The sequence below is a fragment of the Novosphingobium terrae genome (genome assembly GCF_017163935.1).
In the GTDB taxonomy this organism is placed as follows: Bacteria; Pseudomonadota; Alphaproteobacteria; order Sphingomonadales; family Sphingomonadaceae; genus Novosphingobium; species Novosphingobium terrae.
This window is the reverse complement of the sequence record NZ_JABVZR010000002.1, coordinates 2,041,708-2,066,529: the sequence shown is the minus strand read 5'-3', so window position 1 is coordinate 2,066,529 and position 24,822 is coordinate 2,041,708. Positions and strand designations below refer to the sequence as shown.

Annotated in this window: 13 protein-coding genes; 8 read left to right on the top strand and 5 right to left on the bottom strand. The window is 63.8% G+C overall.

The features are described 5' to 3' along the window. The first annotated feature begins 15 nt into the window (after window positions 1-15). Together HGK27_RS26995 and HGK27_RS26990 are read left to right on the top strand one after the other, a co-directional pair. Window positions 16-1,869, top strand: coding sequence for a sensor domain-containing diguanylate cyclase (locus HGK27_RS26995; RefSeq protein ID WP_241127527.1), 1,854 nt, complete (start codon window positions 16-18; stop codon window positions 1,867-1,869). A 616-nt stretch (window positions 1,870-2,485) separates the two neighbouring features. Then, window positions 2,486-11,227, top strand: a complete 8,742-nt coding sequence (locus tag HGK27_RS26990; protein ID WP_206243896.1) for an autotransporter outer membrane beta-barrel domain-containing protein — start codon at window positions 2,486-2,488, stop codon at window positions 11,225-11,227. Between the two features lie 288 nt (window positions 11,228-11,515). Here HGK27_RS26990 and HGK27_RS26985 read toward each other — a convergent pair whose 3' ends face one another. The 4 genes from HGK27_RS26985 to HGK27_RS26970 form a co-directional block, all read right to left on the bottom strand. After that, the gene (locus tag HGK27_RS26985; protein WP_206243895.1) at window positions 11,516-13,012 is read right to left on the bottom strand and encodes a carbohydrate porin; all 1,497 of its coding nucleotides are present in this window, start codon (window positions 13,010-13,012) and stop codon (window positions 11,516-11,518) included. 391 nt (window positions 13,013-13,403) lie between these two features. After that, on the bottom strand, window positions 13,404-16,244 hold the full coding sequence (locus HGK27_RS26980; RefSeq protein WP_206243894.1) for a TonB-dependent receptor plug domain-containing protein: 2,841 nt from the start codon (window positions 16,242-16,244) through the stop codon (window positions 13,404-13,406). 253 nt (window positions 16,245-16,497) lie between these two features. Next, window positions 16,498-17,760, bottom strand: a complete 1,263-nt coding sequence (locus tag HGK27_RS26975; RefSeq protein WP_206245581.1) for an MFS transporter — start codon at window positions 17,758-17,760, stop codon at window positions 16,498-16,500. Window positions 17,761-17,851: 91 nt separating this feature from the next. Continuing rightward, entirely contained in the window at window positions 17,852-18,454 is a 603-nt protein-coding gene (locus HGK27_RS26970; RefSeq protein WP_206243893.1) for a heme-binding protein, read from the bottom strand. Between the two features lie 249 nt (window positions 18,455-18,703). On the opposite strand from HGK27_RS26970, the gene HGK27_RS26965 reads away from it, so the two are divergent. Beyond that, complete coding sequence (locus HGK27_RS26965; protein ID WP_206243892.1) at window positions 18,704-19,090, top strand: cupin domain-containing protein; 387 nt, start codon at window positions 18,704-18,706, stop codon at window positions 19,088-19,090. Window positions 19,091-19,094: 4 nt separating this feature from the next. Here the strand turns inward: HGK27_RS26965 and HGK27_RS26960 are convergent, their stop codons facing one another. After that, on the bottom strand, window positions 19,095-19,976 hold the full coding sequence (locus HGK27_RS26960; protein WP_241127872.1) for a LysR family transcriptional regulator: 882 nt from the start codon (window positions 19,974-19,976) through the stop codon (window positions 19,095-19,097). Between the two features lie 340 nt (window positions 19,977-20,316). Between HGK27_RS26960 and HGK27_RS26955 the strand changes: the two genes are divergently transcribed. The 5 genes from HGK27_RS26955 to HGK27_RS26935 all read left to right on the top strand — a co-directional run bounded on the left by HGK27_RS26955 (window position 20,317) and on the right by HGK27_RS26935 (window position 24,820). Further along, window positions 20,317-21,678 carry an aminomethyl transferase family protein gene (locus HGK27_RS26955; protein ID WP_206243890.1) on the top strand — a complete coding sequence of 454 codons (1,362 nt, stop codon included), beginning with the start codon at window positions 20,317-20,319 and terminating at the stop codon, window positions 21,676-21,678. A gap of 118 nt (window positions 21,679-21,796) precedes the next feature. Further along, window positions 21,797-22,666, top strand: coding sequence for a methylenetetrahydrofolate reductase (locus HGK27_RS26950; protein WP_206245580.1), 870 nt, complete (start codon window positions 21,797-21,799; stop codon window positions 22,664-22,666). A 25-nt stretch (window positions 22,667-22,691) separates the two neighbouring features. Beyond that, window positions 22,692-23,549, top strand: coding sequence for a formyltetrahydrofolate deformylase (purU, locus tag HGK27_RS26945; RefSeq protein ID WP_241127525.1), 858 nt, complete (start codon window positions 22,692-22,694; stop codon window positions 23,547-23,549). Between the two features lie 3 nt (window positions 23,550-23,552). Then, window positions 23,553-24,425, top strand: a complete 873-nt coding sequence (locus HGK27_RS26940; protein ID WP_206243888.1) for a bifunctional 5,10-methylenetetrahydrofolate dehydrogenase/5,10-methenyltetrahydrofolate cyclohydrolase — start codon at window positions 23,553-23,555, stop codon at window positions 24,423-24,425. Next, entirely contained in the window at window positions 24,422-24,820 is a 399-nt protein-coding gene (locus tag HGK27_RS26935) for a dihydroneopterin aldolase (protein WP_206243887.1), read from the top strand. Before HGK27_RS26940 ends, HGK27_RS26935 begins: the two co-directional genes overlap by 4 nt. Window positions 24,821-24,822: the final 2 nt, after the last annotated feature.

The window sequence follows — 24,822 nt, the reverse complement described above, 5'->3', positions numbered from 1 at the left end:
GTTCAGGAGTGTTCCGTGCCCGGATCGCTGACCCGTCGGATCGTCGTGCTGTGCAGCATCCTTGGCGGGTTGCTGACACTGCTCGCCGGCGTCCTGCTCAGCCAGTCGATGCAGATGAACGCCAGCCTGGACTGGGTCGCCCATTCCTCCGAAGTGCTCAAAGCGGCCAATCAAACGATCGCTCGCCTCGATGGCGCTGAATCCGCGCAACGCGGCTTCGTGTTGACGCATGATCCAGCCTTTGTCGCAATTCTCGATGAAGAAATCACCGCTGCACGGCAAGGCGCCACACAGCTTGCCAACCTCACGCCTGACAACCGAAGGCAAAATGCGCGGGCAAAAGAAATCCGCATCCTTGTCGAACAAAGGGTCGCCAATCTGTCGCAGGGCATGACCATGGCCCGCGCCAACAATGTTGCCGGAGCGCGCGCGCTCGCCGCCACCGGGCAAGGTCGCTTTCAGATGCAACTGATCAAGGCGCGGATCAGGGATTTCCTGGAGGATGAGCGAGACCTGTCCGATGCCCGCATGCAGGCGGCAAGAAACCGGCTCCATACCATCGCCTGGATCGTGGCGCTGGTCACGCCCGTCACGCTGGTGCTGATCGGCCTGATCGCGGCCTCGCTCGTCCGCCGCATCCGCAAGCCGGTGGGCGCCATGATGACGGTGATGGAGCAGCTGGGCTCGGGCGACCGGGACGCCCGCATCGACATGTCCATGGAATCGCTGGAGTTCGAGCAACTGGCCAAAGGATACAACACCATGGTCGGGGAACTGGCATCCGCCGTGGCCGATCAGGTCGACAGCCAGGAACGGCTGCGTCACGCTCATCTGGAACTCAGCCACAATGCTGAAATCCTGCGCGAACGCGGCGAGGTGATCGAGCTGCTGGGCGGCATGGCGCATCGTATGCAGGCGGCACGCACCGATGAGGAGCTGGCCGCGATCATCCATGTCTTCGTGCCACGCGTGCTGGCCGACATGCCCGGCGCGCTCTTCGCTCACAACAACTCACGCAATCTGCTGATCCCCATCGCGGCCTGGGGCGGCATCACCGTGGAAGAGTCCGGTTTCGCACCGGATCAGTGCTGGGCCCTGCGGCGCGGCCAGAGCCATTTCGTGATCGAGCCCAAATCGGACATCGTCTGCGCCCACGCCGGCCCCGGAGCCGACCATTACCATTGCGAGCCGCTGCTGGCTGGCGGTGAGGTCATCGGCGTGCTCTATCTCAAAGGCGTGGTAGAGGCCGAAAGCCGCTTCCGCCTGACCGTGCTGAGCGAGAACATTGCCTCGGCGCTGGTCAACCATCGCCTGCAGCGGGGGCTGCGCGAACAGACCATTCGCGATCCGCTCACCAGCCTGTTCAACCGCCGCTATATGGAGGAAACGCTGGCGCTGGAAATCGCGCGTTCGTCCCGCTCGGGGCAGCCGCTCAGCGTGGTCATGGCCGATGTCGACCATTTCAAGCGCTTCAACGATGAATTCGGCCATGACGCCGGTGATACCGTCCTTCAGACCGTGGCTGCCGAAATGCGGTCTCGTTTCCGCGAAGGCGATGTGATCTGTCGCTACGGCGGCGAAGAGTTCACCATCATCGCCCCCGGCACCACCGCCGCCACACTGGCGGCCCGGGTCGATGCCATTCGGCAATCGATCGGTGAACTCAAGATCAGTCGGGGCGGGCAGACGCTGGGCACCGTCACCATGTCCTTCGGCATCGCCACCTGGGAAGAAACGATGGAGCGCGATGGCTCCACCCTGATCTCCGCTGCCGACCGCGCGCTCTATCAGGCCAAGCGCGAAGGCCGAGACCGCGTTGTGATCGACAAGCGCGCCACGCCTCTTCGCAAGAAGGCAGCAACATCATAGGCGGTTGGCCATTCGCGCTGCTTTCGCTCATGGCGCATTCCTGTCGTCTTCTTTTGACAAGGCTATCATTCCCAGCAGAGGCGGACCGGCCGGATCGTTCGGTCAACCCTGTGTGTGGTATCGCAGCTTGAGCAAGCCAGACCTCGGTGGCCACCGGTACTGCTTGCCCCATGCTGCCCGAACATGCGGGGCACTTGGCGACGCCCATTATGTTTGGGCACTGGCCAGACAAGCGAGAGATGTTTTGCCAAGCCGCTACGCCCGGATCGATGCCGTCCACCACCGATTTGCGCATCAGCCCTATCGAAGAACAACTTCTTACAGCAATTACAATTTTTTACATCGACCCATGAGGGAGATGGACGCATGTCTAAACGCTTGAACCCAATTGCCGCCCCTTATGCTCACAATAAGGGAAACCCCGTGGTTAACACAAGCCTTCATCGCCGATCCAAGAGCGTCATTTCCCGGCCGCAAACCGGTCTCCGCAAACGTTTTTTCTCGAATATTCCTCACGTATGAAGCGCAAAACCGAGGGGGCTGCTTTTACTCTCCGTTAATCGTGTTTTCCCCAAGTCGCTCGCGTCACGATAGATTGCGACATACAGGGGATCCCATGCTGTCAATTAGCCGCCGGTCGAGCCACGCCCTTCTTGCGCGCGGCAGGCGCCGCCTCCTGCTCGGCGCAGGGGGCATGGCTGTCTCGCTGGCGATGCTGCCGGGGCAAGCCATGGCAGGCACCTACACCGCCAGCACCGAGGCCGAACTGCAGACAGCGATCGCCAATGCCAATGCGGACGCCGATGCCAGCGCGACCATCACCCTGACCGCCAACATCGCCCTGTCGAACGGCGCGCCACCCGCAGCCACCAAGCCGATCACCATCGACACCGGCATCTACACGCTTTCCGGGGTCTATACCGACAGCACCCGTGCCAGCGGTGGCACCTTGCAGCTCAACAACGCCAACTACACGCTGGTCGGCACCATTCTGGGCGCGGCTGATCCTTCCGGGTCGCAAGGCATGAATGGCATCACCGTGGGTGGTGGCGTTTCCGTGGTGAACAATGCCTCGATCACGGCCGGCGCGGGCGCGAGCGGCACCAACTATGGCGTGGGCGCCCTTGTCTCGAACGGATCGCTGACCAACAATGGCACGATCACCGGCGGCAGCGCGGGCAATGCCACCACTGGAGGCGTCGGTGTCGCCCTCACAGTGAACGGCGGCACCCTCATCAACAACGGCACGATCCAGGGTGGCGCGGGCTCCACGGGCGGCGTGGCGGTCAGCACCAGCGGCACGACCATCATCACCAACAGCGGTACGATCAAGGGCGGCAATGGCGCCGCGGCGATCACCGGCAGCGCCACCAACATCACCATCACCAACAGCGGCACGATCAGCGCGGATCCAGGCTCCACCGCGATTGATCTGTCTTCGGCCACCGGGGCCACTCTGACCTTGCAGGCCGGATCGAGCATCACCGGCAATGTCGTCGCCAGCACGGCGACCAATGCGGTCAAAAATCTGGTGCTGGGCGGCGCCACCGATGCCAGCTTCGACACCACGCTGATTGGCAGCCAGTATAAGAACTTCAACTTCTTCCAGAAGAGCGGCACCAGCACCTGGACTCTGAACGGCGGCGATACGTCGGGACGCCTTTGGACGATCAATCAGGGCACGCTCAAGACCGGCAGCGGTGATTACAACTTCGGCACCGTTTACAATAGCGGAACGCTGGAATTCGGAGGCAATGGCACCTCCTCGGTCGGTATCCTGACGGGTAGCGGCTCGCTGGTGCAGTCGGGAAGCGGCACGACCACCATCACCAACTCCAACAACAACTACACCGGCGGCACGTTCATCACCGGCGGTACCCTTGTGGTGATCTATGAGTCCGGCTTGGGCGACAATTCCAGCGGGCTGACGCTCAATGGCGGGACGCTGAAATACAGCAGCATCTATAACGCCAGCCTGGCCCGTACCTTCACGCTGGGCGACAATGGCGGCACGATCGATGTCACCAATGGCAGCTTCCAGATCAACAATGCCCTGACCGGCGCCGGCAAGCTGACCACGGCGGATGGCACCGTCATCCTGGCCGCTGACAACAGCTACACCGGCGGCACGACAATCACCTCTGGCTTCCTCCAGATCGGCACCGGCGGCACAACCGGCAGCATCGTGGGCGATGTGACCGACAACGGCCAGCTGTCCGTCAACCGCTCAAGCGACTGGACCTATTCCGGCGTGATCTCCGGCAGCGGCAACCTCTACAAGAGCGCCGCCGGTACGCTCACACTCACCGGCATCAACAGCTATACCGGCACCACGTCTGTCGCCGGCGGCACGCTGCTGCTCTCGGGAGGGCAGATCACCAACTCCTCGGGCCTGTCTTTCAATGGCGGCGGAGCGTTGATCGTCGATGGCTCCAATGCGCTGTTCAACTCCGGTAATGCCGTCTCGACCTCTATGACAAATGGCACAAGCCTGACTGTCCGGAACGGTGGTACGGCGTCCCTTCTTGGTAACATAACCACCCAAGCGACCTCTAATTCAACTGCCACGATCAGCGTGAGCGATGCTGGTTCGACACTCACGCTCGGCGGCACTCTCTCTGCCGGCTTGGCCGGCACGACGACCGTCAATGTCCTCAATGGCGGCAGCCTGACCACAAACGGCACCGTTATCTTGGGTGGCGCTCTGTTCCCGGCGCAAGGCGTGGCCAATGTCACTGTTTCGGGCACAGGCTCGCAATGGGCGATCAACAACGGCCTGACCTATCGGCGCGGCGCCTTGACCATCTCCAACGGTGGCGTGGTCACGGCCACCTCCGCCGCTCTGGGCAACACGCAGGTTGGGGCCACGAACCCGGCCACCGTCTTGGTCACAGGAGCAGGCTCGAAGCTGGTGACCACCGGTGCGCTGGCGCTCGCCAGCGCTTCGACGAACGCCAATGGCGCCGTCTCGCTGACCATCGGCGATAGCGGCACGGTCACGGCCGGCAGCGGCACGCTGGATATGTCGAGCGGGTACAACACGCTCAACATCGGCGCGGCCTCGGGCTCGACGGCGGTGGGCTCGGGCACGCTCAATGCCTCCAGCGTGGTGACCAACGCCAACAGCACGATCAATTTCAACCACACCGACACCGGCTACACCTTCGCCTCGCTGATCAGCGGCGCGGGCGCGCTCAACCAGCTGTCGGGCACCACGATCCTGACGGGTAACAACAGCTACACCGGCGCCACCACCATCTCGGGCGGCGTGCTGCGCATCAATGGTGATCAGTCGGCGGCCACGGGCCTGACCACCGTGGCGAGCGGCGCCACGCTGGGCGGCAGCGGCATCATCGGTGGCAGCGTCTCGGTGGCCGATGGCGGCATCCTTGCGCCGGGCAACAGCCCCGGCACGCTGACCATCAACGGCAATCTGGCGCTCTCCAGCGGCTCGCTGCTCAATTACGAGCTGGGTCAGGCCAACACGGTGGGCGGCTCGCTCAATGACCTCACCGTGGTGAAGGGCAACCTCACGCTCGACGGCACGATCAATGTCACCGTACCGGCTGGCGGCACCTTCGGCCCCGGCCTCTATCGCGTGATCAGTTATGGCGGCACGCTGACCGACAACGGCCTGTCGCTTGGCACGCTGCCCAGTGGCAGTTCGGTGACCGTGCAGACCTCCGTGGCAGGACAGGTGAACCTGATCAACACCGGTGGCCAGACGCTCAACTTCTGGGATGGCACAGGCGCCCAGTTCAACAATCAGATCGACGGCGGCAGCGGCACCTGGCAGGCCAGCGCGGGCAACAGCAACTGGGCCAATTCCACCGGCGCGGTGAATGCGGCCTATACGAACGGCGCAATGGCGATCTTCAGCGGCACGCCGGGCACAGTCACCATCGACAACAGCCTTGGCGCGGTGACCGCCTCAGGCCTGCAATTTGCCACGGCCGGCTACACGCTGAGCGGTGGTGCGCTCACGCTTACGGGGCCGCAGTCGACCATCCGCGTGGGTGACGGCACTGCGGCAGGCGCGGGCTACACCGCCACCATCTCTGCGCCGATCCAGGGCTCCACGCAGCTGGTGAAGACGGATCTGGGCACGCTGGTGCTGACCGGCAGCAACACCTACACCGGAGGCACCGAGATCGACAGGGGTATCCTGTCGGTCAACAACAACGGCAATCTGGGCGATGCGGCAGGCGCCATCACCGTCAATGGCGGCACGCTGCAATGGACCGGTAGCGCATCGTATGCCCCCACCCGCACCGTCAATTGGGGGACCAATGGCGGCGGCATCAATGTCACCAACTCGGCCGTGAGCGTGACCATCGGCAACGGTCTGGTCGGTGGCGCACTGACAAAGGGCGGCGCTGGCAAGCTGACCCTGACCGGAGACAACATCTTCAATGGCGGCGTGACGATCAATCAGGGCACGATGCAGCTGGGCAGCGGCAGCGCCGCGACGCTTACCGGCAACATCGTCGACAATGGATCGATCGCCTTCAACACGACGAACGACTGGACCTACACCGGCTCGATCACCGGCACCGGCAGTATCAACAGCCTGGTCTATGGGACGCTCACCTTCACCGGCAACAGCAGCTACAGCGGCGGCACGACCATCTCTGGTGGCAACGGCACCTACCGCTATCTGGGCAACACGGTCAGCACGGGGGCGACCTCGCTGACCAACGGCAACATCATCGTCGATGCCGGCGCGACCTACAACACCGCCTCGGTGCTGGCGCGTTCCACCACCAGCGGGCCTTCGACGGTCAGCGTCGTCAATGGTGGCGTGCTGAACACCACGGGCGCTTTCACCCTGCAGACCGCCTTGGGCACGACGCTGGCTTCGCTCAATGTCTCGGGCGCAGGATCGCAGCTGAACGTCGGTGGCGCGGTGGTGCTGGGCGCCTCGGCGGCGAGCAACAATTTCATCACCATCGGCAATGGCGGCAAGGTGACCACCGGCGGCGCCACCACCATGGGCACCACGGCAGGCAACACCACCCTGCCCAGCATCACCATCGACGGCACAGGCACCACCGGCTCCAGCGACTGGACCAGCCAGGGTGCCCTCACCATGAATGACGGCACCCTCTCGCTGACGAATGGCGGCACGGCCACCTTCACCGGCATCACGGCGGGCACTGCCGCCACCGTCCCGGCGACCATCCTCGTGTCCGGCAGCGGCTCCAGCCTGACCTCCACCGGTGACCTCACCGTGGGCAGCGGCAGTGGCAGCGGCGTGCTGACGCTTCAGAATGGCGGCGCGGCCACGGTGGGTGGCACGCTGGTGCTGGGCGGTGCGTCCACCGCCACGGGCACGCTCAACATCGGCGCGGCCTCGGGCTCGGCAGCGGTGGGTGCGGGCACGCTCAACACCTCCAGCGTGGTGACCAACGCCAACAGCGCGATGAACTTCAACCATACCGACACCGGCTACACCTTTGCCGCGCTGGTCAGCGGTGCGGGGGCGCTCAACCAGCTTGCCGGCACCACCATCCTGACCGGTAACAACAGCTACACCGGCGCCACCACCATTTCGGGCGGCGTGCTACGCATCAACGGCGATCAGTCGGCGGCGACGGGCCTGACCTCCGTGGCCAGCGGCGCCACGCTGGGCGGCAGCGGCATTGTCGGCGGCGATGTCACCGTGGCCGATGGCGGCGCGATTGCGCCGGGCAACAGCCCCGGCACGCTGACGATCAACGGCAATCTCTCGCTCTCGGGCGGCTCGCTGCTCAATTACGAGATCGGGCAGGCCAATGTGGTCGGCGGTTCCTACAACGATCTGACCATCGTGAAGGGCAATCTCACGCTGGATGGCACGATCAATGTGACCGTGCCCACCGGCGGCACATTCGGCCCCGGCCTCTATCGCGTGATCAGCTACAATGGTGCGCTGACCGACAATGGCCTGGCGCTGGGCACCATGCCTGCGGGCAGCGATGTGTCGGTGCAGACATCGGTGGCCAATCAGGTCAATCTGATCAACACTGGCGGGCAGACGCTCAGCTTCTGGGACGGCGCAGCGGGCCCCAAGTTCAACAATCAGGTCGATGGCGGCAACGGCATCTGGCAGGCGAGCGCGGGCAACAACAACTGGGCCAATGCCACCGGCGCGGTGAACGCTGGCTACAGCGATGGCTCTCTGGCGATCTTCGCCGGGACGCCGGGCACCGTCACCATCGACAACAGCCTTGGCGCGGTGACGGCCTCGGGCCTGCAATTCGCCTCTGACGGCTATGTGCTGACCGGAGATGCACTGACGCTGACGGGGCCACAGTCCATGATCCGCGTGGGCGATGGCACCTCTGTGGGTGCGGGCTTCACCACCACCATCGACGCGGTGATTCAGGGCAATGCCCAGCTGGTGAAGAGCGATGTGGGCACGCTGGTGCTGACCGGCGCCAACACCTACACCGGCGGCACGGAGATCGACGGCGGTACGCTGCGCATTGCCAATGACGGCAATCTGGGCGCGGCAGCAGGCGGGCTCAGTTTCAACGGCGGCACGCTGAGCACCTCGGCGGATCTGGCCACGGCGCGCACCGTCAGCCTGATCGACGATGGCGCCGTGGCGCCCGATGCGGGCACCACGCTGACGCTGAACGGGCTGGTCTCCGGCAGCGGCGGGCTGTTCCAGAACGGCAGTGGCACGCTGATCCTCAACGGCGCCAACAGCTACACTGGCGCCACCACCGTCGGCGCGGGCACGCTGCTGGTGAACGGCAATCAGTCGGCGGCCACGGGCCTGACCAGCGTGGCCAATGGCGCGACGCTGGGCGGCACCGGCACCATCGGCGGCGATGTGACGCTGGCCGATGGTGCCACGCTTTCGCCGGGCACCGGCACTACGGCGGGCACGCTGACCATCAACGGCAACCTCTCGCTGTCGAGCGGCAGCGTGCTGAACTATCAGCTCGGGCAGGCTGGCGTTGCGGGCGGCGCGCTCAACGATCTGGTCAATGTTGGCGGCAAGCTGGTGCTGGATGGCACGCTCAATGTCTCGGTGACCTCGGGCGGTACCTTCGATCCGGGCATCTACCGCCTGTTCAACTATGGCGGCACACTGACCGACAATGGGCTGACCCTTGGCTCCATGCCCGGCGGCAGCGCGGTGACGGTGCAGACCTCCGTGGCAGGTCAGGTCAATCTGGTGAACACCAATGGCCTGTTGCTCAGCTATTGGGACGGCGCTGGCAACGGCAAGAACAATGATCTCATCAATGGCGGCAACGGCCTGTGGCAGTCCAGCGCCGGCAATGACAATTGGACCACCCCCAGCGGCAATGTGAATGCCCCCAACGCCACCGACAGCTTCGCCATTTTCGCAGGCACGGCTGGCACGGTGACGGTCGACAACAGCCTTGGTGCGGTGAGCGCCTCGGGCCTGCAGTTCGCCACCAGCGGCTACCGGATCAACGGCGCCACGCTGACGCTGACGGGTCCGCAGTCGATCATCCGCGTGGGTGATGGCACTTCGGCAGGGGCGGCTTACACCGCCACCATCGATGCCGTGCTGGCCGGGTCCACCCAGCTGGTGAAGAGCGATGCGGGCACGCTGATCCTCACCGCCGCCAACCAGTACACCGATGGCACCAGCATCAATGGCGGCACGCTGCAGATCGCTTCGGACGCCAATCTGGGTGCGGCCACCGGCGGCGTGACGCTGAATGGCGGCACGCTGTCCACCACCGCCGATCTGGTGAGCGCTCGCAGCTTCGATGTGGCCGACACCAGCGGTATCACCACCGCAAATGCCTCCACGCTGACGTTGACGGGCGGGCTGACCGGCTCTGGCGCGCTGACCAAGAATGGTCTGGGCACACTGCTGATCGCTGGCGATGGCAGCAGCTATTCGGGCACGGCGACGGTGGCGGCCGGTACGCTGGGGGTCACCGGAACCTTGGGCGGTTCGGTTGCTGTCAGCTCGGGTGCGTCGCTGGTCGGCACGGGTCAGGTCGGCACTGTGACCAATGCGGGCTCGGTGTCGCCGGGGCTCAATGGCAGCTTCGGCACCTTGACGGTCAATGGCACTTACACCGGCGCCAATGGCACGCTGGCAATCAAGACCGCGCTGGGTGGCGACGCCTCGCGCAGCGACCTGCTGGTGGTGAACGGCTCCACCGCCGGGAACACCGTCATCAAGGTGACCAACATCGGCGGGGGCGGCGCGGCCACGGTCAATGGCATCAAGGTTGTCGATGTGACGGGCGCCTCCAACGGCACCTTCACGCTGGCGGGCAACTATCTCTTCGATGGGCAGCAGGCCGTGGTGGCGGGGGCCTATGGCTATCGCCTCTACAAAAATGGCGTCAACACCGCCGATGGTGACTGGTATCTGCGTTCCAGCCTGCTGGACGGCGGCTCGGCCAGCAATGCGGGCGATACGTCGGGCAGCGCGCCGGCGGCCCCGCTCTATCAGCCGGGCGTGCCGGTCTATGAGGCCTACAGCCAGACGCTGCTGGCGCTCAATGATCTGGGCACGATGCAGCAGCGCATCGGTGACCGCCAGTGGATGCAAGGTGGCGACCGCCAGTCCGGCCTGTGGCAGCGCTTCGAAGGCCAGGGCCTGCGCGCCAATGCGGCGCAGTCGAGCAGCCTCGCCCATGTCGGCGTCGACATCTGGAAGGTCGAGGTCGGCGCCGATCAGGTGCTGAGCCAGCGTGCCGACGGTTCGGCGCTGGTGCTGGGCGTGGTCGCCGGTTACGGCGAGGCGACCAGCAATGTCGGCTCGATCTACGGCAATGGCAGCATCAAGACCTCGGCCTACAGCCTTGGCGGCACGCTGAGCTGGTTCGGGCCGCAGGGCTTCTACATCGACGGGCGCGCGCAGGTGAACTGGTATGACAGCCGTCTGACTTCCTCGGTGCTGGGCTCGCTGGTCGATGGCAACAAGGGGCGCGGTGAGGCCTACAGCCTCGAAATCGGGAAGCGCTGGCCGGTGGGCGGGCATCTGTCGGTGACGCCGCAGGTGCAGATGGTCTATTCCACCATCGGCTTCGACGGCTTTACCGATCCGAACGGCGCTTCGGTGACCTCGCGTCTGGGCGACAGCCTGAAGAGCCGCTGGGGCATCTCGCTCGATCGGCAGGACGGGAGCAGCCACCTCTACGCCGTGGCCAGCCTGAGCTATGAGTGGCTGAACGGCACAGTCACCGATGTTTCGGGCGCAGCGATCGGGCGCGAGACCTATCACCTGTGGGGTGAGGCCGGTGTGGGCGCCAATGTGGTGCTGGGCCGGGGCTTCTCGATCTTCGCTCAGGCCTCGGGCGAGACGGCGGCGCAGGATATCGGCAAGAGCTACGGCTGGAAGGGCAACGCCGGGTTCCGACTGGCCTTCTGAAGAACAAGGGGCGCCCGGCTATCGTCGGGCGCCCCATCCTTTTGAGATTTAGGGTGCCGTTGCCCCCAAAAGCACCCTTGCTCGCTTTTCGAACAGTGCGGCTCTGGCGTTGAAGCAGCCGTTAAAAGCCGAAATTTAACAACACCGGGATCGATCAATTCATAGTTGAATTTTTGGGAAAAATAGACTTCAAAAGCTAGAACATAATTCTACGAGAACACGAATTACTTCGAAATAAATTATCCCCCCTGCCGTCGTACAAACCCGACAGAAACCTTGTTCTGACAATCAGAGAAAAGTCACCAGATTAAGCAGTCCATTAACCGCCGTTCCAATGTTGCGATTGTAGACGGGATGCACAACCACGCTGATGCCCGGCTGAATGTAAAGCCCATGGGTGATGCGGAAGCTGTAGCTGCCGGTATAGGCCTGCGTTGTGGTAGAGGGCGTGAAACCGCCCAGCGTGTTGGCCTCGCGCCCGTCCCGCCCATAGCCGCTGATCGCCGCCACCAGCGAAACCATGTCCCCCGGGCGCCCGGCGAAAGGCCCGCGCATATAGGTGCGCAACTCGTAATAGCGGTTGATCAGATCCACCTTGGCCGGTGCCGCATTGTAAGTCGCCCCGACATAAAGCCCTCGCGCCGGATGATCGGCATCGGGCTGGGTCAGTTGCTGGTCGATCGCACCATAAGCGAAGTAGTTGTGATGCTTGGTCTTATCGACAAAGGCAGTGTAGTCGGAGGTGTTGTACAGTCCCCCGGCACGCAGCCAGAAGGATTTGATGCCCGGCGCGGGGGTCACGCGATAGCCCAGTTCCTGAATCACCAGCGGTTTTGCCCCGGGCGTGGTGAAGGCGAAGCCATCGGGATTGCTGTCCTGCTCGGTGGTCGATCCCTGCGGGCTGATGCTGCGCTGCAGACCGGTGCGGGTGTAGAGATGCCTGGTCCAGTTGATCCGCGCGCTGAAGGTCGGCGCGCCATATTGCCCATAGCTCATCCCCGCCTCGACCGGAATGCCGGCCTGAGGCCCCAACGCCCCGCCCGACAGGCTGCCCCCCACCGACGTGCCCATATAGTCGGTCTGGTTGGCGATGATGCCCAGTTCCAGTTCGGCCTTGCCATGCAGGATCGGCTGATACCATGACAGCCCCTTCACCCGCACACCGCGAATGCCGTCACGCGCCTGATAGCCATTGGTGGTGCCGGTGATGATCGCCTGAAGCTGCCCGCCTTCCAGCGCATGGCTGATGCGCCCCAGATCATAGGTCAGCACGGCGGTGTGATTGCCCGCCTGATAGGTCAGCTTCTGCCCGTTGTAGAGCTGCGGCCCGGACAGGCCCCGCCCTGCCTGAGCCATATCGTAACCCAGCAAATTGATGCTGTAGAAGGTGAGGCCAAAGCCAGCCTTGGCCAGCGCGCTGCGCCATCCCCCAACATCCTGATCGACCGTATCGTCGAAAGTCGGCACCGCCGTGACCCAGCCCTTGAGGACCAGCTTGTTCAGTTCCTTGAACTTGTCCCCCTCTGTCGCTTCGGCCTGAGGGGCCGTGGCCTGGCGGCTGGAGACATCGCCGCCGGTGGTGGTCGGCGGATTGGGTGCGGGAAGCTGGCTGGGGGGCTGGGAGGGGTCAGTCTGTGCCCGCGCCTGTCCGTGCAGGCCCAGCAACAACGCTGATGTCATGGCAAGACGAACCGCGGCACGACCGGCCTGTGAGCCCGAGGTGACCTGCGTCAGGCAGCCTTCGGCGGCGCGGCAAAAGCCACGGTGGGGGGCACGATATGTCACGAAAAACCTTTCCCTTTCGCACGGCGTCTTTACCGGACTTGTCCTGGAAAGACGTCGATGACGCGCCGGTTCCATACGGCGCCCTCGACCCGGAAGAGCAATAGATTTGCTCTTTTATTCATGGATTTGATGCGGTTTACCGACATCAATGTCAACGCGGGGAGAGCCGCCTGGAGGTGTTTCGTGGTCTTATTTATCGGACTTGCACCAAGTTGAATAAGCTGGCGCAACGTGTCGAAGATGCGGGTTTCGGCACAGCGCCAAAGCCCGTTTTCAGACGGACCGGCCACGCAGCATGCGCAGGCAAGCCTGCCGGACCCCATGATCCGGCAGGCCTCTTTGCCTTGGGCTCAAAGCATGTTCAAGCCGGATGGTCGCACCCGGCTCAGGATCAAAACTTCATCTTCACCCCCGCCGCGAAAGAGCGCCCGCGCGGGTCGTCCCCCAGGGCAAAACCGTCGCGCAGACCCGCACGCGTGCCATTGCCCGAATAGGCGCCGATCGGCGGCGTGGCGTTGAAGAGGTTCTGCACATTGACGAAATATTGCATGTGCCCGAAGCTGGCATCGGCATCCCAGGCCACATTGAGCGCAGTGGTGCCGAAAGCCGCCATATGGTTGTTCACGAAGACCTGCGTGGGATCGCCGCTCAGCTTCATGGCGTTGCGCCAGCGCTCCATGATATCGACCGTGACATGGTTGATCGGCTGGAACCGCGCCATCACCGAGACGCGCACCGAAGGCGAGGCACCAAGCCCGGTCGGCCCGAAAGCGACACCGCCCTGATCGATGGTCGTTACATTGGGCTGGCGATAATAGATATGCGGCTGCCATGCGACCAGTGCGCGCAGCGAGGCGGGACGGGTGAACAGGGTGGCCGCATAATTGGCCTCGAAGTCCACGCCCCAGGTCTCGATCTCCGAGATGTTGACGTTCTGCACGATCCAGGCCTGCACCGCATTGCTGGTGGCGGTGCTGGTGTATCCATTGGGCCGGACCTGAAGCGCGCAATAGGGCGAGGAACCGCCACTGGTGTAACAGGCGTTCTGGAAGGCGGTGGTGGAACCGTCGATCTGGGTGATGGCGTTGGAGATCTTGATGTCATAGCCATCGATCGCGAAGCTCAGGCGCCGTGTGGGCTTGAACACCACGCCGGCCGTGAAGGAATTGCCGATCTCCGCCTTCAGATTGGGGTTGGAGGGGTTGATCGAGGGCACCGTCGGGCTGGTGTTGGTGAGCAGATCGGTGGGCCGCACCGGCACCGAGGAGGTCGGCGCGAAAAGATCGTAAAGCGTGGGCGCCCGGATATCGCGCGACTTCGTGCCACGGAAGCGCAGCTTGTCCGTCACGGCCCAGTCGAAGCCGATCTTCCACGTCCAGTAATGGCCGCTGGTGTTGTAGCTGGTGGTGCGGGCCGCGCCGTTGATGCTCAGCGATTTGGCGATGGCGCTGTCTTTCAGCAGCGGTGCATCGAATTCGCCCGCCACTTCCCAGACTGTCTGGCTGACCGGCAGCAGCGACTGGCCGAACTGGAAATCATTGAGCGCGCCGCCCGTGGTGCAATTGTTGAAACGGATGCCGGTGCAATCGACCAGATTGGCCGGAGTGGAACTGCTGCTGGAATGGAAGGAGACCTTGCGCCATTCCGCCGAAAGCGCCGCATTGACCTCGCCCGCCCAGGTGGAGAAGGGCGATCCGCTGAAGCCGCCGGTGATGTCGTCCTGAATGGTGGTGGCCTTGTAGTTCACCGTGTCGGTGATGTAGGCGGCGGCGGCAGGCGAGACATTGCCGGGCCCGAAGACATTGATCGGCACGCAGCTGTCGGCCAGGCCGGGGTTGGTCACCGTCACATTGCAGACGATCTTGCCGTTGCTGTTCACGGCGTCCAGCGCATAGCCCAGCTTCTGGCGGTTCACATCATTGGCCAGATTGGTGTTCAGCTTGGACAGGCCATGGGTGTAGTCGATGTTCCAGCTGATGCCATGGACCTTGCCCGAAAAGCCGCCGGTGAAGATGAACTGCTGCGAATCCGCCGTAGCCTGCGCGCGCGGCACATCGCTCATCAACTCGCTGAGCGCGAAGGTTTGCGATGTCGTCGGGAACATCGCCTGCACGGCGGGCGAGAGGAAAGCATTGGTGCGGCTGATGTTCACATTGGTGAGCTGCGCCGTCTCGGCATAATTGGTGTTGGTCTTGAAGTTGCCCGAGGCCTGCACATAGGCATGGACATCATCCGCCACATCGTAATCGAAGCGACCGAAGGCCTGATGCGCCCGCAATCTGGAGATCAGGCTGGAATCCCAATAGCCACCGTCACCGCCGATCTGGATCGCCGAGGTGCCTGTTGCCGTGCCATTGGTGAAAGGCACCGGCACGCCCGCAGCGTTGAACACCATCTTGTTGCCGCCGATGGTGGTCAAGCCGCCGAAAGGAAAGCCCGCCTGACGCAGATTGCTTTGCAGCACATAGGGGTTGGCGGCGGTGCCAGCGCCCGTCACGCCAACCTGATTGAGCCAGGGGCGGCTGGTGCGATTGTCGATCCCGCCTTCATAGCGGTATTCATAGCTCAGTTCGAGATGGCCGCGATCGCCCAGCTTGCCACCCCATGCCAGCGAAGCATCGGTCTTGGGATCGTCACCATATTGCGTGATGCCCTCGCTGGCTTCGGCGCGGAAGCCCTGCAGCTTGTGGTTGATGACATAGTTCACCACGCCGGAAATCGCATCCGAACCATAGACCGCCGAGACACCGCCCGTGACGATATCGACCCGCTCGACCAGCGCCTGCGGGATCACATCCACATCCACCGCGCCGTTGAACAGCGTGGGCGCCACGCGCTTGCCATCCATCAGCACCAGCGTGCGGGTGGTGCCCAGATTGCGCAGATTGAGCTGGTTGGCCGAGCCATTGCCGCCCGCCGCGCTGCCGATGGTGGTGGGATTGCTGCTTGACCCGCGCGAGCCGGAGAAGGCCGGAATGGTGTTGAGCGCATCGGCCAGCGTGGCACCGGGCTGCACTTTGAGCAGATCGTCGGTGGAAACCACCGTCACCGGCATCGGGCTGGCATTGCCATTCTTGATGGTGCGCGATCCGGTGACGATGATCTCCTGATCGGAAGGATGCGGCACATCCGAAGCAACGCCTGCCGCACCCTCGGCCGTCTGCGCCTGCACGGGCGACACGCAGGCCAAAGCGCTCACGCTGGCCAGCAAGGCCATCGATATGGTCTTCATTCTCCAATCCCCTGTTGTTCGGACGCCCGGGGGATGCCCCACCAACGGCGCCTGTTCTTATCGTTCTGGCTGCCGCGCGGCCCAGCCGACATTCATGCAGCACACTAGAAGCATACACCTCAACATGACGAGACGAATGATAACTAAAGCGTTCGAGACTTCGATTTTGCTCTCAAGCCTATAAATTGAATAAAGGTATTTTCGATAAAGGGACACAAATAGGGAATTTTATATAAACTTCACAAGATTTTGATCAGAGATGATCTTCAATGACCGGCGCCCAGCGCGGCTGAAGAGCAAAGAGCGTCGTCAAAGCGCCAATCAGGCAGAATACGACGATGGCCAACATCGGCAGGACATAGCTGCCCCCCACATGCAGCAGCCAACCTGAAAGGCTGGCCGCCACACCGCCCGACAGGCTGGTGGCCACCTGCTGCACACCCGTCACCAAACCCACGGCGGGGCGCGGGATCAGCGTCAGGCGGCAAAGCGCCAGATTGTTGGCCGTGGCCAGCCCCAGGAAGGACAACGAGAAGACGTTCCAGAACAGCGCCGCCTGAAGCGATTGCGCATAGGCGCCCAGCAGCACCGTGCAGGCCCCCAGAAATCCGGCGATCACGAAACCCTTGCGCACCAGCACCGGATCGCCACCGCGATCGATCAAGCGGTCCGCCGCCCAGCCTGCCACCACGGCAACCACCGCGATGCCGGCAAAGCTGAAGAAGGTGTAGAGCCCCGATGTCGCCAGCGAGAGGCCGCGTGCCTCAACCAGATAGGCTGGCATCCAGGTCATGCAATAAAAGGTGAAATAGCCGTAGCAGAAGGCCACGATCAGCGTGCCCCACACCATCGGACTGGCCAGAATCCCGCCCAGCGTCACCGCCGAAGCCTTGCGGCGAATCTCCGCACGTTCCTCTGGCGCGGGCAGGTCGTTCTTCACCGCCAGCACCCAGGGCACCAGCCAGAGCAGCCCCGCCGCCCCGGTTACGAAGAACATCAGCCGCCAGCCATGGCTGACGATCAGCCAAGCGGCCATCGGCGCACCAATGGCCGGGCCCAGCTTGTTGCCTGCGGTGAAGATTCCCACCGCGCTGCCGCTCTGGCTTTCGGAGAAATTATCGCGAATCCAGCGATAGCTGGCAGGGATCACCGCCGCCTCTGCCGCGCCGACGATCACCCGCATCACGATCAGCGCCCCCAGCGAGGAGATTGCGCCGGTCAGCGCCGTGGCCAGACACCACAGGGTGAAGCAAAGGGTGTAAGGAGTCTTCACGCCATAGCGATCGACGATCCAGCCCATCGGCATTTGCACCAGCCCATAGGACCAGAAGAAAGCCGCATTGACCCAGCCGCGGTCCATGTTGCTCAGACCAAAATGCTGCACAAAAGGCTTTTCCGCCAGCGCCGAGGAAATGCTGGTGCGATCGACATAGGCAATGAGCACACCCAGGGTCAGCAGCAACAGCAGAGGCCAGCGTGCCGCCGAAGCAGCGCTTGCCTTGACCGGTTCGCTCATCATCGCCGGTTGCCGCGCGGAATGTTCATAAGCCTTTACCACTGCAGATATCCTGTCCTGTCATCTTCGCCTACGGCTGCGTACCGCATGCTCATCCTGCTTCCAGACTGCTGACGGCGACGCGGGCGCATTGCTCGTCCAGCGTCAGATCGCCGCCTTCCAGACTGGCGCCGGAGACCGCGACGATGCCGATCATCGTGCCCTTCCGCATCACCGGCAGGCCGCCGCCGCGCAGCATGCCGATCTGCGGATCGGCGGCGGCCTGCGCCGCCAGGGCAGGATCATGACCGGCACGGTCGGCAACGGCGATCGAGGGCTGGCGCCAGCGCGCGACGATGTTCGCCTTGGTCTGCGCAATCAACTGCGAGCGAAAGCCCGCACCATCCCCCGAGAGCAGCACCACCGGCCTGCCCTGCACATCGGCGACCAGCACGCTGACCTTGGCGCCACGGTGCATGCAGGCGACCTGCGCCGCTTGCGCCGCACGGATCGACGCTTCCAGAGCAGGTGCAGCGGCGCGCGGCAGGTTCCTGGGCATCGCCGCGATGGTCGCCGCGAGCGAGCCGGTCCCGTCAGCGCTGCCATGGGGCACCTGCTCTTCCGCCATGGGGGAGGATTGCGCCATCTGCGCTCCGGCTCCCGCCAGCCCCAACAGCATGATGCCGCCCAGCGGCATGATTTGCTTCAACATCATCGCACACTTTCTTTCCGGCCCCGGCTCCGCCGACGGCAGGCACAGGCCCGCACGCCGGGCCACGCAGGGCGCTTCGGCTCGACATGCCCCTTCGCAGGGGCAGCCCGGTCAAATCATCCGGGAACAGCGGTTGATAAACAGGCTTCCCAAACCTATCGTTGGGCTTGCCATCGCATCAATCAGCGAGATTTCATCGCCATGAATGAAACATCCTCTCTCTCATATCGAGACATCATTGAAACTTTCGCGATGGAACGACATCCCTTGTCCGGCTGGTACTGCCTTCATTACAGTGACAGCGAAACGATGGGGCGCGCAAAACTCTCCGCGATCTATTACCTGCTGACCCGGGACGAACCGGTGGCCGCTCACAAGAGCGATGCCGTCGAGGTCTGGAGCCACTTTATGGGTGCCCCGGCCGAATTCACCGTCACCAATGGCAGCCGGATGCAACTGACCAACACGCTGGGGCCGGACCTTGCCGCGGGCCAGCGCCCGCAGATGGCGATCCCTGCCTATCTCTGGCAATCCTGCCGCAGCCTGGGCGACTGGACCCTGCTGGGCTGCACCGCATCGCCGGGCTTTTCGCCTCGCGCCGCCTTCATCATGGATGGCATCGTGGATGACGGCGACTGACATATCAAATCCCATGCTGCGCAAACCAGCCCTGCACAAAATCAAGCAGGAGCCGGACACGTGTGGGAATGGAACCGCCGGGCGCAACCGCCACGTAAAGCGTCTGCCCGACAGGCACCCAGCCGGCCATCGCCTCCACCAGCCGCCCCTGCGCCAGATCGTCACGCACCAAAGGCTCAGGCATCAGTGCCAGCCCCAGATCACGCAGCGCCGCATCGCGCAGGGCAAAGAAGGTGTTGGCCGAGAAGACGGGCACCGGTTGGAAACGCTCCTCGCGGCCATCGCGGGTGAACTGCCAGGTGTGGTAGTTATATTGCACCAGCAACTGGTGATGCTGCAGATCGGCGGGTGCTTCCAATGCAGCAGAATTTTCCAGATAGGTTGGTGAAGCACAGAGGCGATAAGGAATGTCCAGGAGCCGCTTGGCGATGATCCGGCTGTCCGGAATCTGGCGGGTGTGCAGCGCGATATCGCAGCCCTGCTCCAGAAAGCCGTAAGCCGTCTGCGCCATGCCACCCAGGATCAGCGTGGGGCGAATCTCTGGAAAAGACTTGAGAAAATCGACCAGAAGATGCGTCGCGGTTTCCTGCATCCATTTGGGGGCCAGCACCGAAAGCTCCCCGCGCGCCTCAGAGGTTTGCACAGCAACCTGCTGGTCCATCTCGGCCACACGGGTGAGAATGTCGTCACAGAAATGGAAGTAGCGCTGGCCGGTTTCCGTCAGCGCCAGCGAGCGGGTGGTGCGGTTCATCAAGCGCACGCCAAGGTCGTTTTCAAGCGCCTGAATGTTGCGGCTGACGATGGTGCGCGACACGCCAAGGGCCTTCGCAGCGGAACCGAGCCCGCCACGTTTTACAGATTCCACGAAGGATTCCATGGCCTTCATGCGGTCCAACCCGCCTCTCCTTACAATGCCGCATCTGTCGATGCAGCCCGGCGTTCGCGCCGATCCGATGCCATCAGACTAAGCGTCGATTCGGCGCAGGGCAAATAAGGAACGCACTTCATTCGCGCATCTGGCGCAAGATTAGATTGCGCAAAATGCGTCTTATCTGAGCCGCACGGCTTGATACATCGCTGTGAGACGGCACCGATGGACGAACCCATTCGGCACAGCCTGCCGGCCATCCTCCTCTTTTCACCCGCCCCTGGCTTCGCGCCGGGCAAGGCGAAAGGGGCATGCTCACCTGGCTCGTAGAAATCGGCTCACAGAAAGGACCCTTCCCATGAATGCACCCCTCGGCGAGAGCCTGGACGCGGCGATCCAGCGCGCCGGAAGCGCTGTCACCCTGCTGCGCGACAGCCAGCGCCGCGCCTTTTCGCATGGCACCGTTTCGGGCCAGTTCACCAACTGGCAGAGCGAGGTCAACAGCTGGCGCACCGGCGTGGGCTTCATGGACCAGTCGCACCATATGGTGGATCATTATGTGAAGGGGCCCGATGCTTTCAAGCTGCTGCGCTATCTGGCGGTGAACAGTTTTGAAGGCTTCAGGCCCGGCATGGCCAAGCAGTTCGTCTGCTGCACGCCCGAAGGCTATTATCTGGGCGATTGCGTGCTGTTTTACCTTGAAGACGAGCTGTTCAACCTCGTTGGCCGCCCCACCGCGCTCGACTGGGTGCAATATCACGTCGAAACCGGCAACTGGAACGTCACCACCGAGCGTGATCCGCAGTCGATGGATCGCGGTGGCCGCCCGCCGCTGGACTATCGCTATGAGGTGCAGGGCCCGCTGGCCGGCGCGCTGATGGAGAAGGTCACCGGCAAGCCGCTGCCCGAGATCAAGTTCTTCGGCATGTGCGATTTCACCATCGCCGGGCACCGCGTGCGTGCGCTGCGCCACGGCATGGCGGGCGCGGTCGGCTTCGAGATGTTCGGGCCCTGGTCAGAGGGCGATGCCGTGCGCGACGCCATTCTGAAAGCGGGCGAGGAATTCGGCCTGCTGCGCGTCGGCTCGATCGCCTATTCCACCGCCAATCTGGAATCGGGCTGGGTCCCCGGCCCCCTGCCCGCGATCTTCAGCCATGACAGCATGAAAGCCTATCGCGAATGGCTTCCCGCCAAGTCGGCAGGCAGCCTCGCGGGCAGCTTCGCCTCGGCCAACATCGAGGACTATTACGTCACCCCCTTCGACCTGGGCTATGACCGTATCGTCAAGTTCGACCATGATTTCGTCGGCGCCGAAGCGCTGCAGAAGATGGAAAAACGCCGCAAGAAGGTGACGCTGGTGTGGGATGCGCAGGATATGGCACGCGTCGTCTCCTCGGCCTGGATGGAAGGGCCGAAGTACAAGCACTTCAACATGCCCAAGGCGCGCTATGGCCTCTATCAGATGGATGCCGTGCTGGTGGGTGGCAAGCCTGCGGGCATCTCGCTGGACTGCGGCTATATTGCCAATGAGCGCAAGATCGTCTCGTTGGCGGTGGTCGATCAGGAATTCACCGCGACCGATACTGAAGTGACCGTGCTGTGGGGCGAAAACCCGGTTTCGAAGAAGCCGCAGGTCGAACCGCATGACCAGACCGAAGTGAAGGCGCTGGTGGCGCCCGCCCCCTATGGTGCGCACGCCCGCAACACCTACCGCAAATAAGCAGGCCAGATCGCCTGAAACCCGCCTCACCCGCGCTCCTCGCGCGGGTGAGGAACGGCGGAGCCTGCGCCTCCTCCGGCCCCGGCACGATGCCACCTGTCCATGAGGTGATCCCATGATGAGCCCGCCCCTGATCCAGCCCCCCCGCGACACCGCCGCGCATGACATCACCCAGGGCTATTCGATCGAGATCACCGCCAGGGATGTCGCGGCGCTGCAGGCCGCCGCGCCGCTGATCCCGCCGCGCACCATCGTGGCCATCACCTTCCTGCCCGGCGAGGATGCGCAGGCCCGCATCGCCGCCACGCGCGCGGTTCGCCTGCTGGGCTTCGTGCCCATGCCACATTTCTCCGCAAGGCGCCTGACCTCCGACGAGGATTTCGCCGGTTTTCTCAAGCGGCTGGTCGATGAGGCCGGCGTGAGGCGCTGCTTTATCGTCGCCGGTGATCCGCCCGAACCGGCAGGTCCCTTCCCGGACACATCCGCGCTGATCGCCACCGGCGCCTTCGAGCAGGCCGGCGTGCGTACCGTGGGTCTGGCCGGCCATCCCGAAGGCCATCCGCATATGAGCGACGCGCAATGCCTGCAGGTGCTTCAGGAAAAATGCGCGGCGATCACGGCGCGCGGCATGAAGCCGGTCATCGTTACGCAATTCGGCTTCGATGCCGATCCCTTCCTGCGCTGGATCGAAATCCTGCGCGCGCGCGGGATCGACGCGCCGGTGCGCATCGGCGTGCCCGGCCCGGCGGGGATCAAGACACTGATGCGCTTTGCCGCGCGCTGCGGCGTGGGTGCCTCAGCCTCGGTGCTGGCGAAATATGGCATCTCGATCACCAAGCTGATCGGCACCGCCGGACCTGACCGCATGCTGGAGGCGCTCACCCGCCAGCTGGGGCCGCAGCATGGCGAGGTCCAGCTGCATTTCTACCCCTTCGGCGGGCTGGAAAAGACCGTCGCCTGGATTGCCGACTATCAGGCCCGCCCCTGACCACAAGACCAAGAAAGACCCTGCCGTGACCGATATCTGCACGCTGACCCTGCAATGCGACGACCGCCCCGGCCTTGTGGCCGCCGTCGCCGGAGCCCTTGCCGCGCAGGGCGGCAACATTATGGACGCAGCGCAGTTCAACGACCGGGAAAGCGGCCGCTTCTTCATGCGCGTCGATGCCGATCTGCCCGACACCGCGGCGCTGGAGCGCTTTCGCGCCGATTTCCAGCCGCTGGCCGCCTCTTTCGCCATGGACTGGAAGCTGCGGCGCCATGCCACGCTCCCCAAGGTGCTGCTGCTGGTCAGCAAATTCGACCATTGCCTGGGCGATCTGCTCTATCGCCGCCGCATCGGCGAGCTGCCGATGGATGTGGTGGGCATTGTGGGCAATCATCCGCGCGACGCGGTGACCATCTCCTTGCAGAGCGGCATCCCCTATCACCACTTCCCCATCACCCGCGACACCAAGGCCCAACAGGAAGCGCGCATCAAGGCGCTGGTGGAGGAAACCGGCGCCGAACTGATCGTGCTGGCGCGCTACATGCAGATCCTGTCCGACGATCTGGCGGGCTTTCTCTCGGGCCGCTGCATCAACATCCATCACAGCTTTCTGCCCGGCTTCAAGGGCGCGAAACCCTATCATCAGGCCCATGCACGCGGCGTGAAGATGATCGGCGCGACAGCGCATTATGTCACCGCCGATCTCGACGAAGGCCCGATCATCCATCAGGACGTCGAGCGTGTCAGCCATGCCGATGTGCCCGATGAGCTGGTGCGCAAGGGCCGCGACATCGAGCGGCGCGTCCTCTCTGAAGCGGTGCGCCTGCATCTGGAGGATCGCGTGCTGCTCAACGGCAGCCGCACCGTCGTCTTCAGGCATTGAGCGATGGCGCGGATCATCTCGGGCACACAGATCGCCGCGGAACTGGGCATGCAGGTGGCGCAGGATGCCGCCCGCTTTCACGCGGAAAGGGGCCGCGCCCCCGCGCTGGCGGTGGTGCTGGTGGGCGACAATCCGGCCAGCGAGATCTATGTCCGCCGCAAGATCGCGCAATGCCGCAAAAGCGGCATCACCTCGCTGGAGCATCGCCTGCCCGCCAGCCTGTCTCAGGCCGATTTGCTGGCGCTGATCACGCGGCTGAACGGCGATCCAGCCGTCGACGGCATTCTCGTCCAGCTGCCCTTGCCCGCCCATATCGCGCCGGTGCCGGTGCTGGGCGCCATCGCGCCGGGCAAGGATGTCGATGGCTTTCACCCTGTCAATGTCGGGCGTCTCTCAACCGGGGGCGAAGGGCTGGTGCCCTGCACACCGCTGGGCTGCATGATGCTGATCGACACGGTGGTGGATGACCTGCGCGGCAAACATGCGGTGGTGATCGGCAAATCGAACATCGTGGGCAAACCCGTCGCCATGCTGTTGCTGGAGCGCGAGTGCACCGTCACGGTCACGCATATCGCCACGCAAGGCCTGCCCGATATCGCGCGCCGTGCCGACATCATCGTGGCGGCCGCCGGAGCCCCCCTGCTGGTGCGGGGCGACTGGGTAAAGCCCGGAGCGGTGGTGATCGATGTGGGGATCAACCGCATCGAACAGCCCGGGGGCAAGGCAAGGATCGTCGGTGACTGCGCCATGGACGAGATGCCGCATGCTGGCGCCGTTACCCCGGTGCCGGGCGGCGTGGGGCCGATGACCATCGCCTGCCTGCTGGCCAACACCATCAAGGCCGCCATCAGACACACAAGGAGTGCCGCCGCATGAACAGTCTGGCGCCATCGCTGTTCCGTCAGCCGCATGTCAGCCATGGTGAAATCACCCTCTGTCAGGTGCTGCTGGGCGATCTTGAGGTCATGGCCGACATCGGCGCCTTCGCCGCCGAGCATGGCGTGCTGCAACCGCTGAACATCCATGTGACGTTGACGATCGCGCCGCCCACCGCCGATGATCTGGCCGAAACCTTCGATTACAACCAGATCCGCGCCCATGCGCTTGAATTGGCAGGACAACGCATCAGCCTGATCGAGACCTTCGCGCAAAGGCTGGCCCGTGCATGCCTCGACGCCCCGATGGTGACCGAGGCCGAAGTGCGGATCGACAAGCCGCGCGCGGTGCCCGGCTGCATGGCCGGGACGCGGGTCGTGCTGGGCAAGGCCTGAGG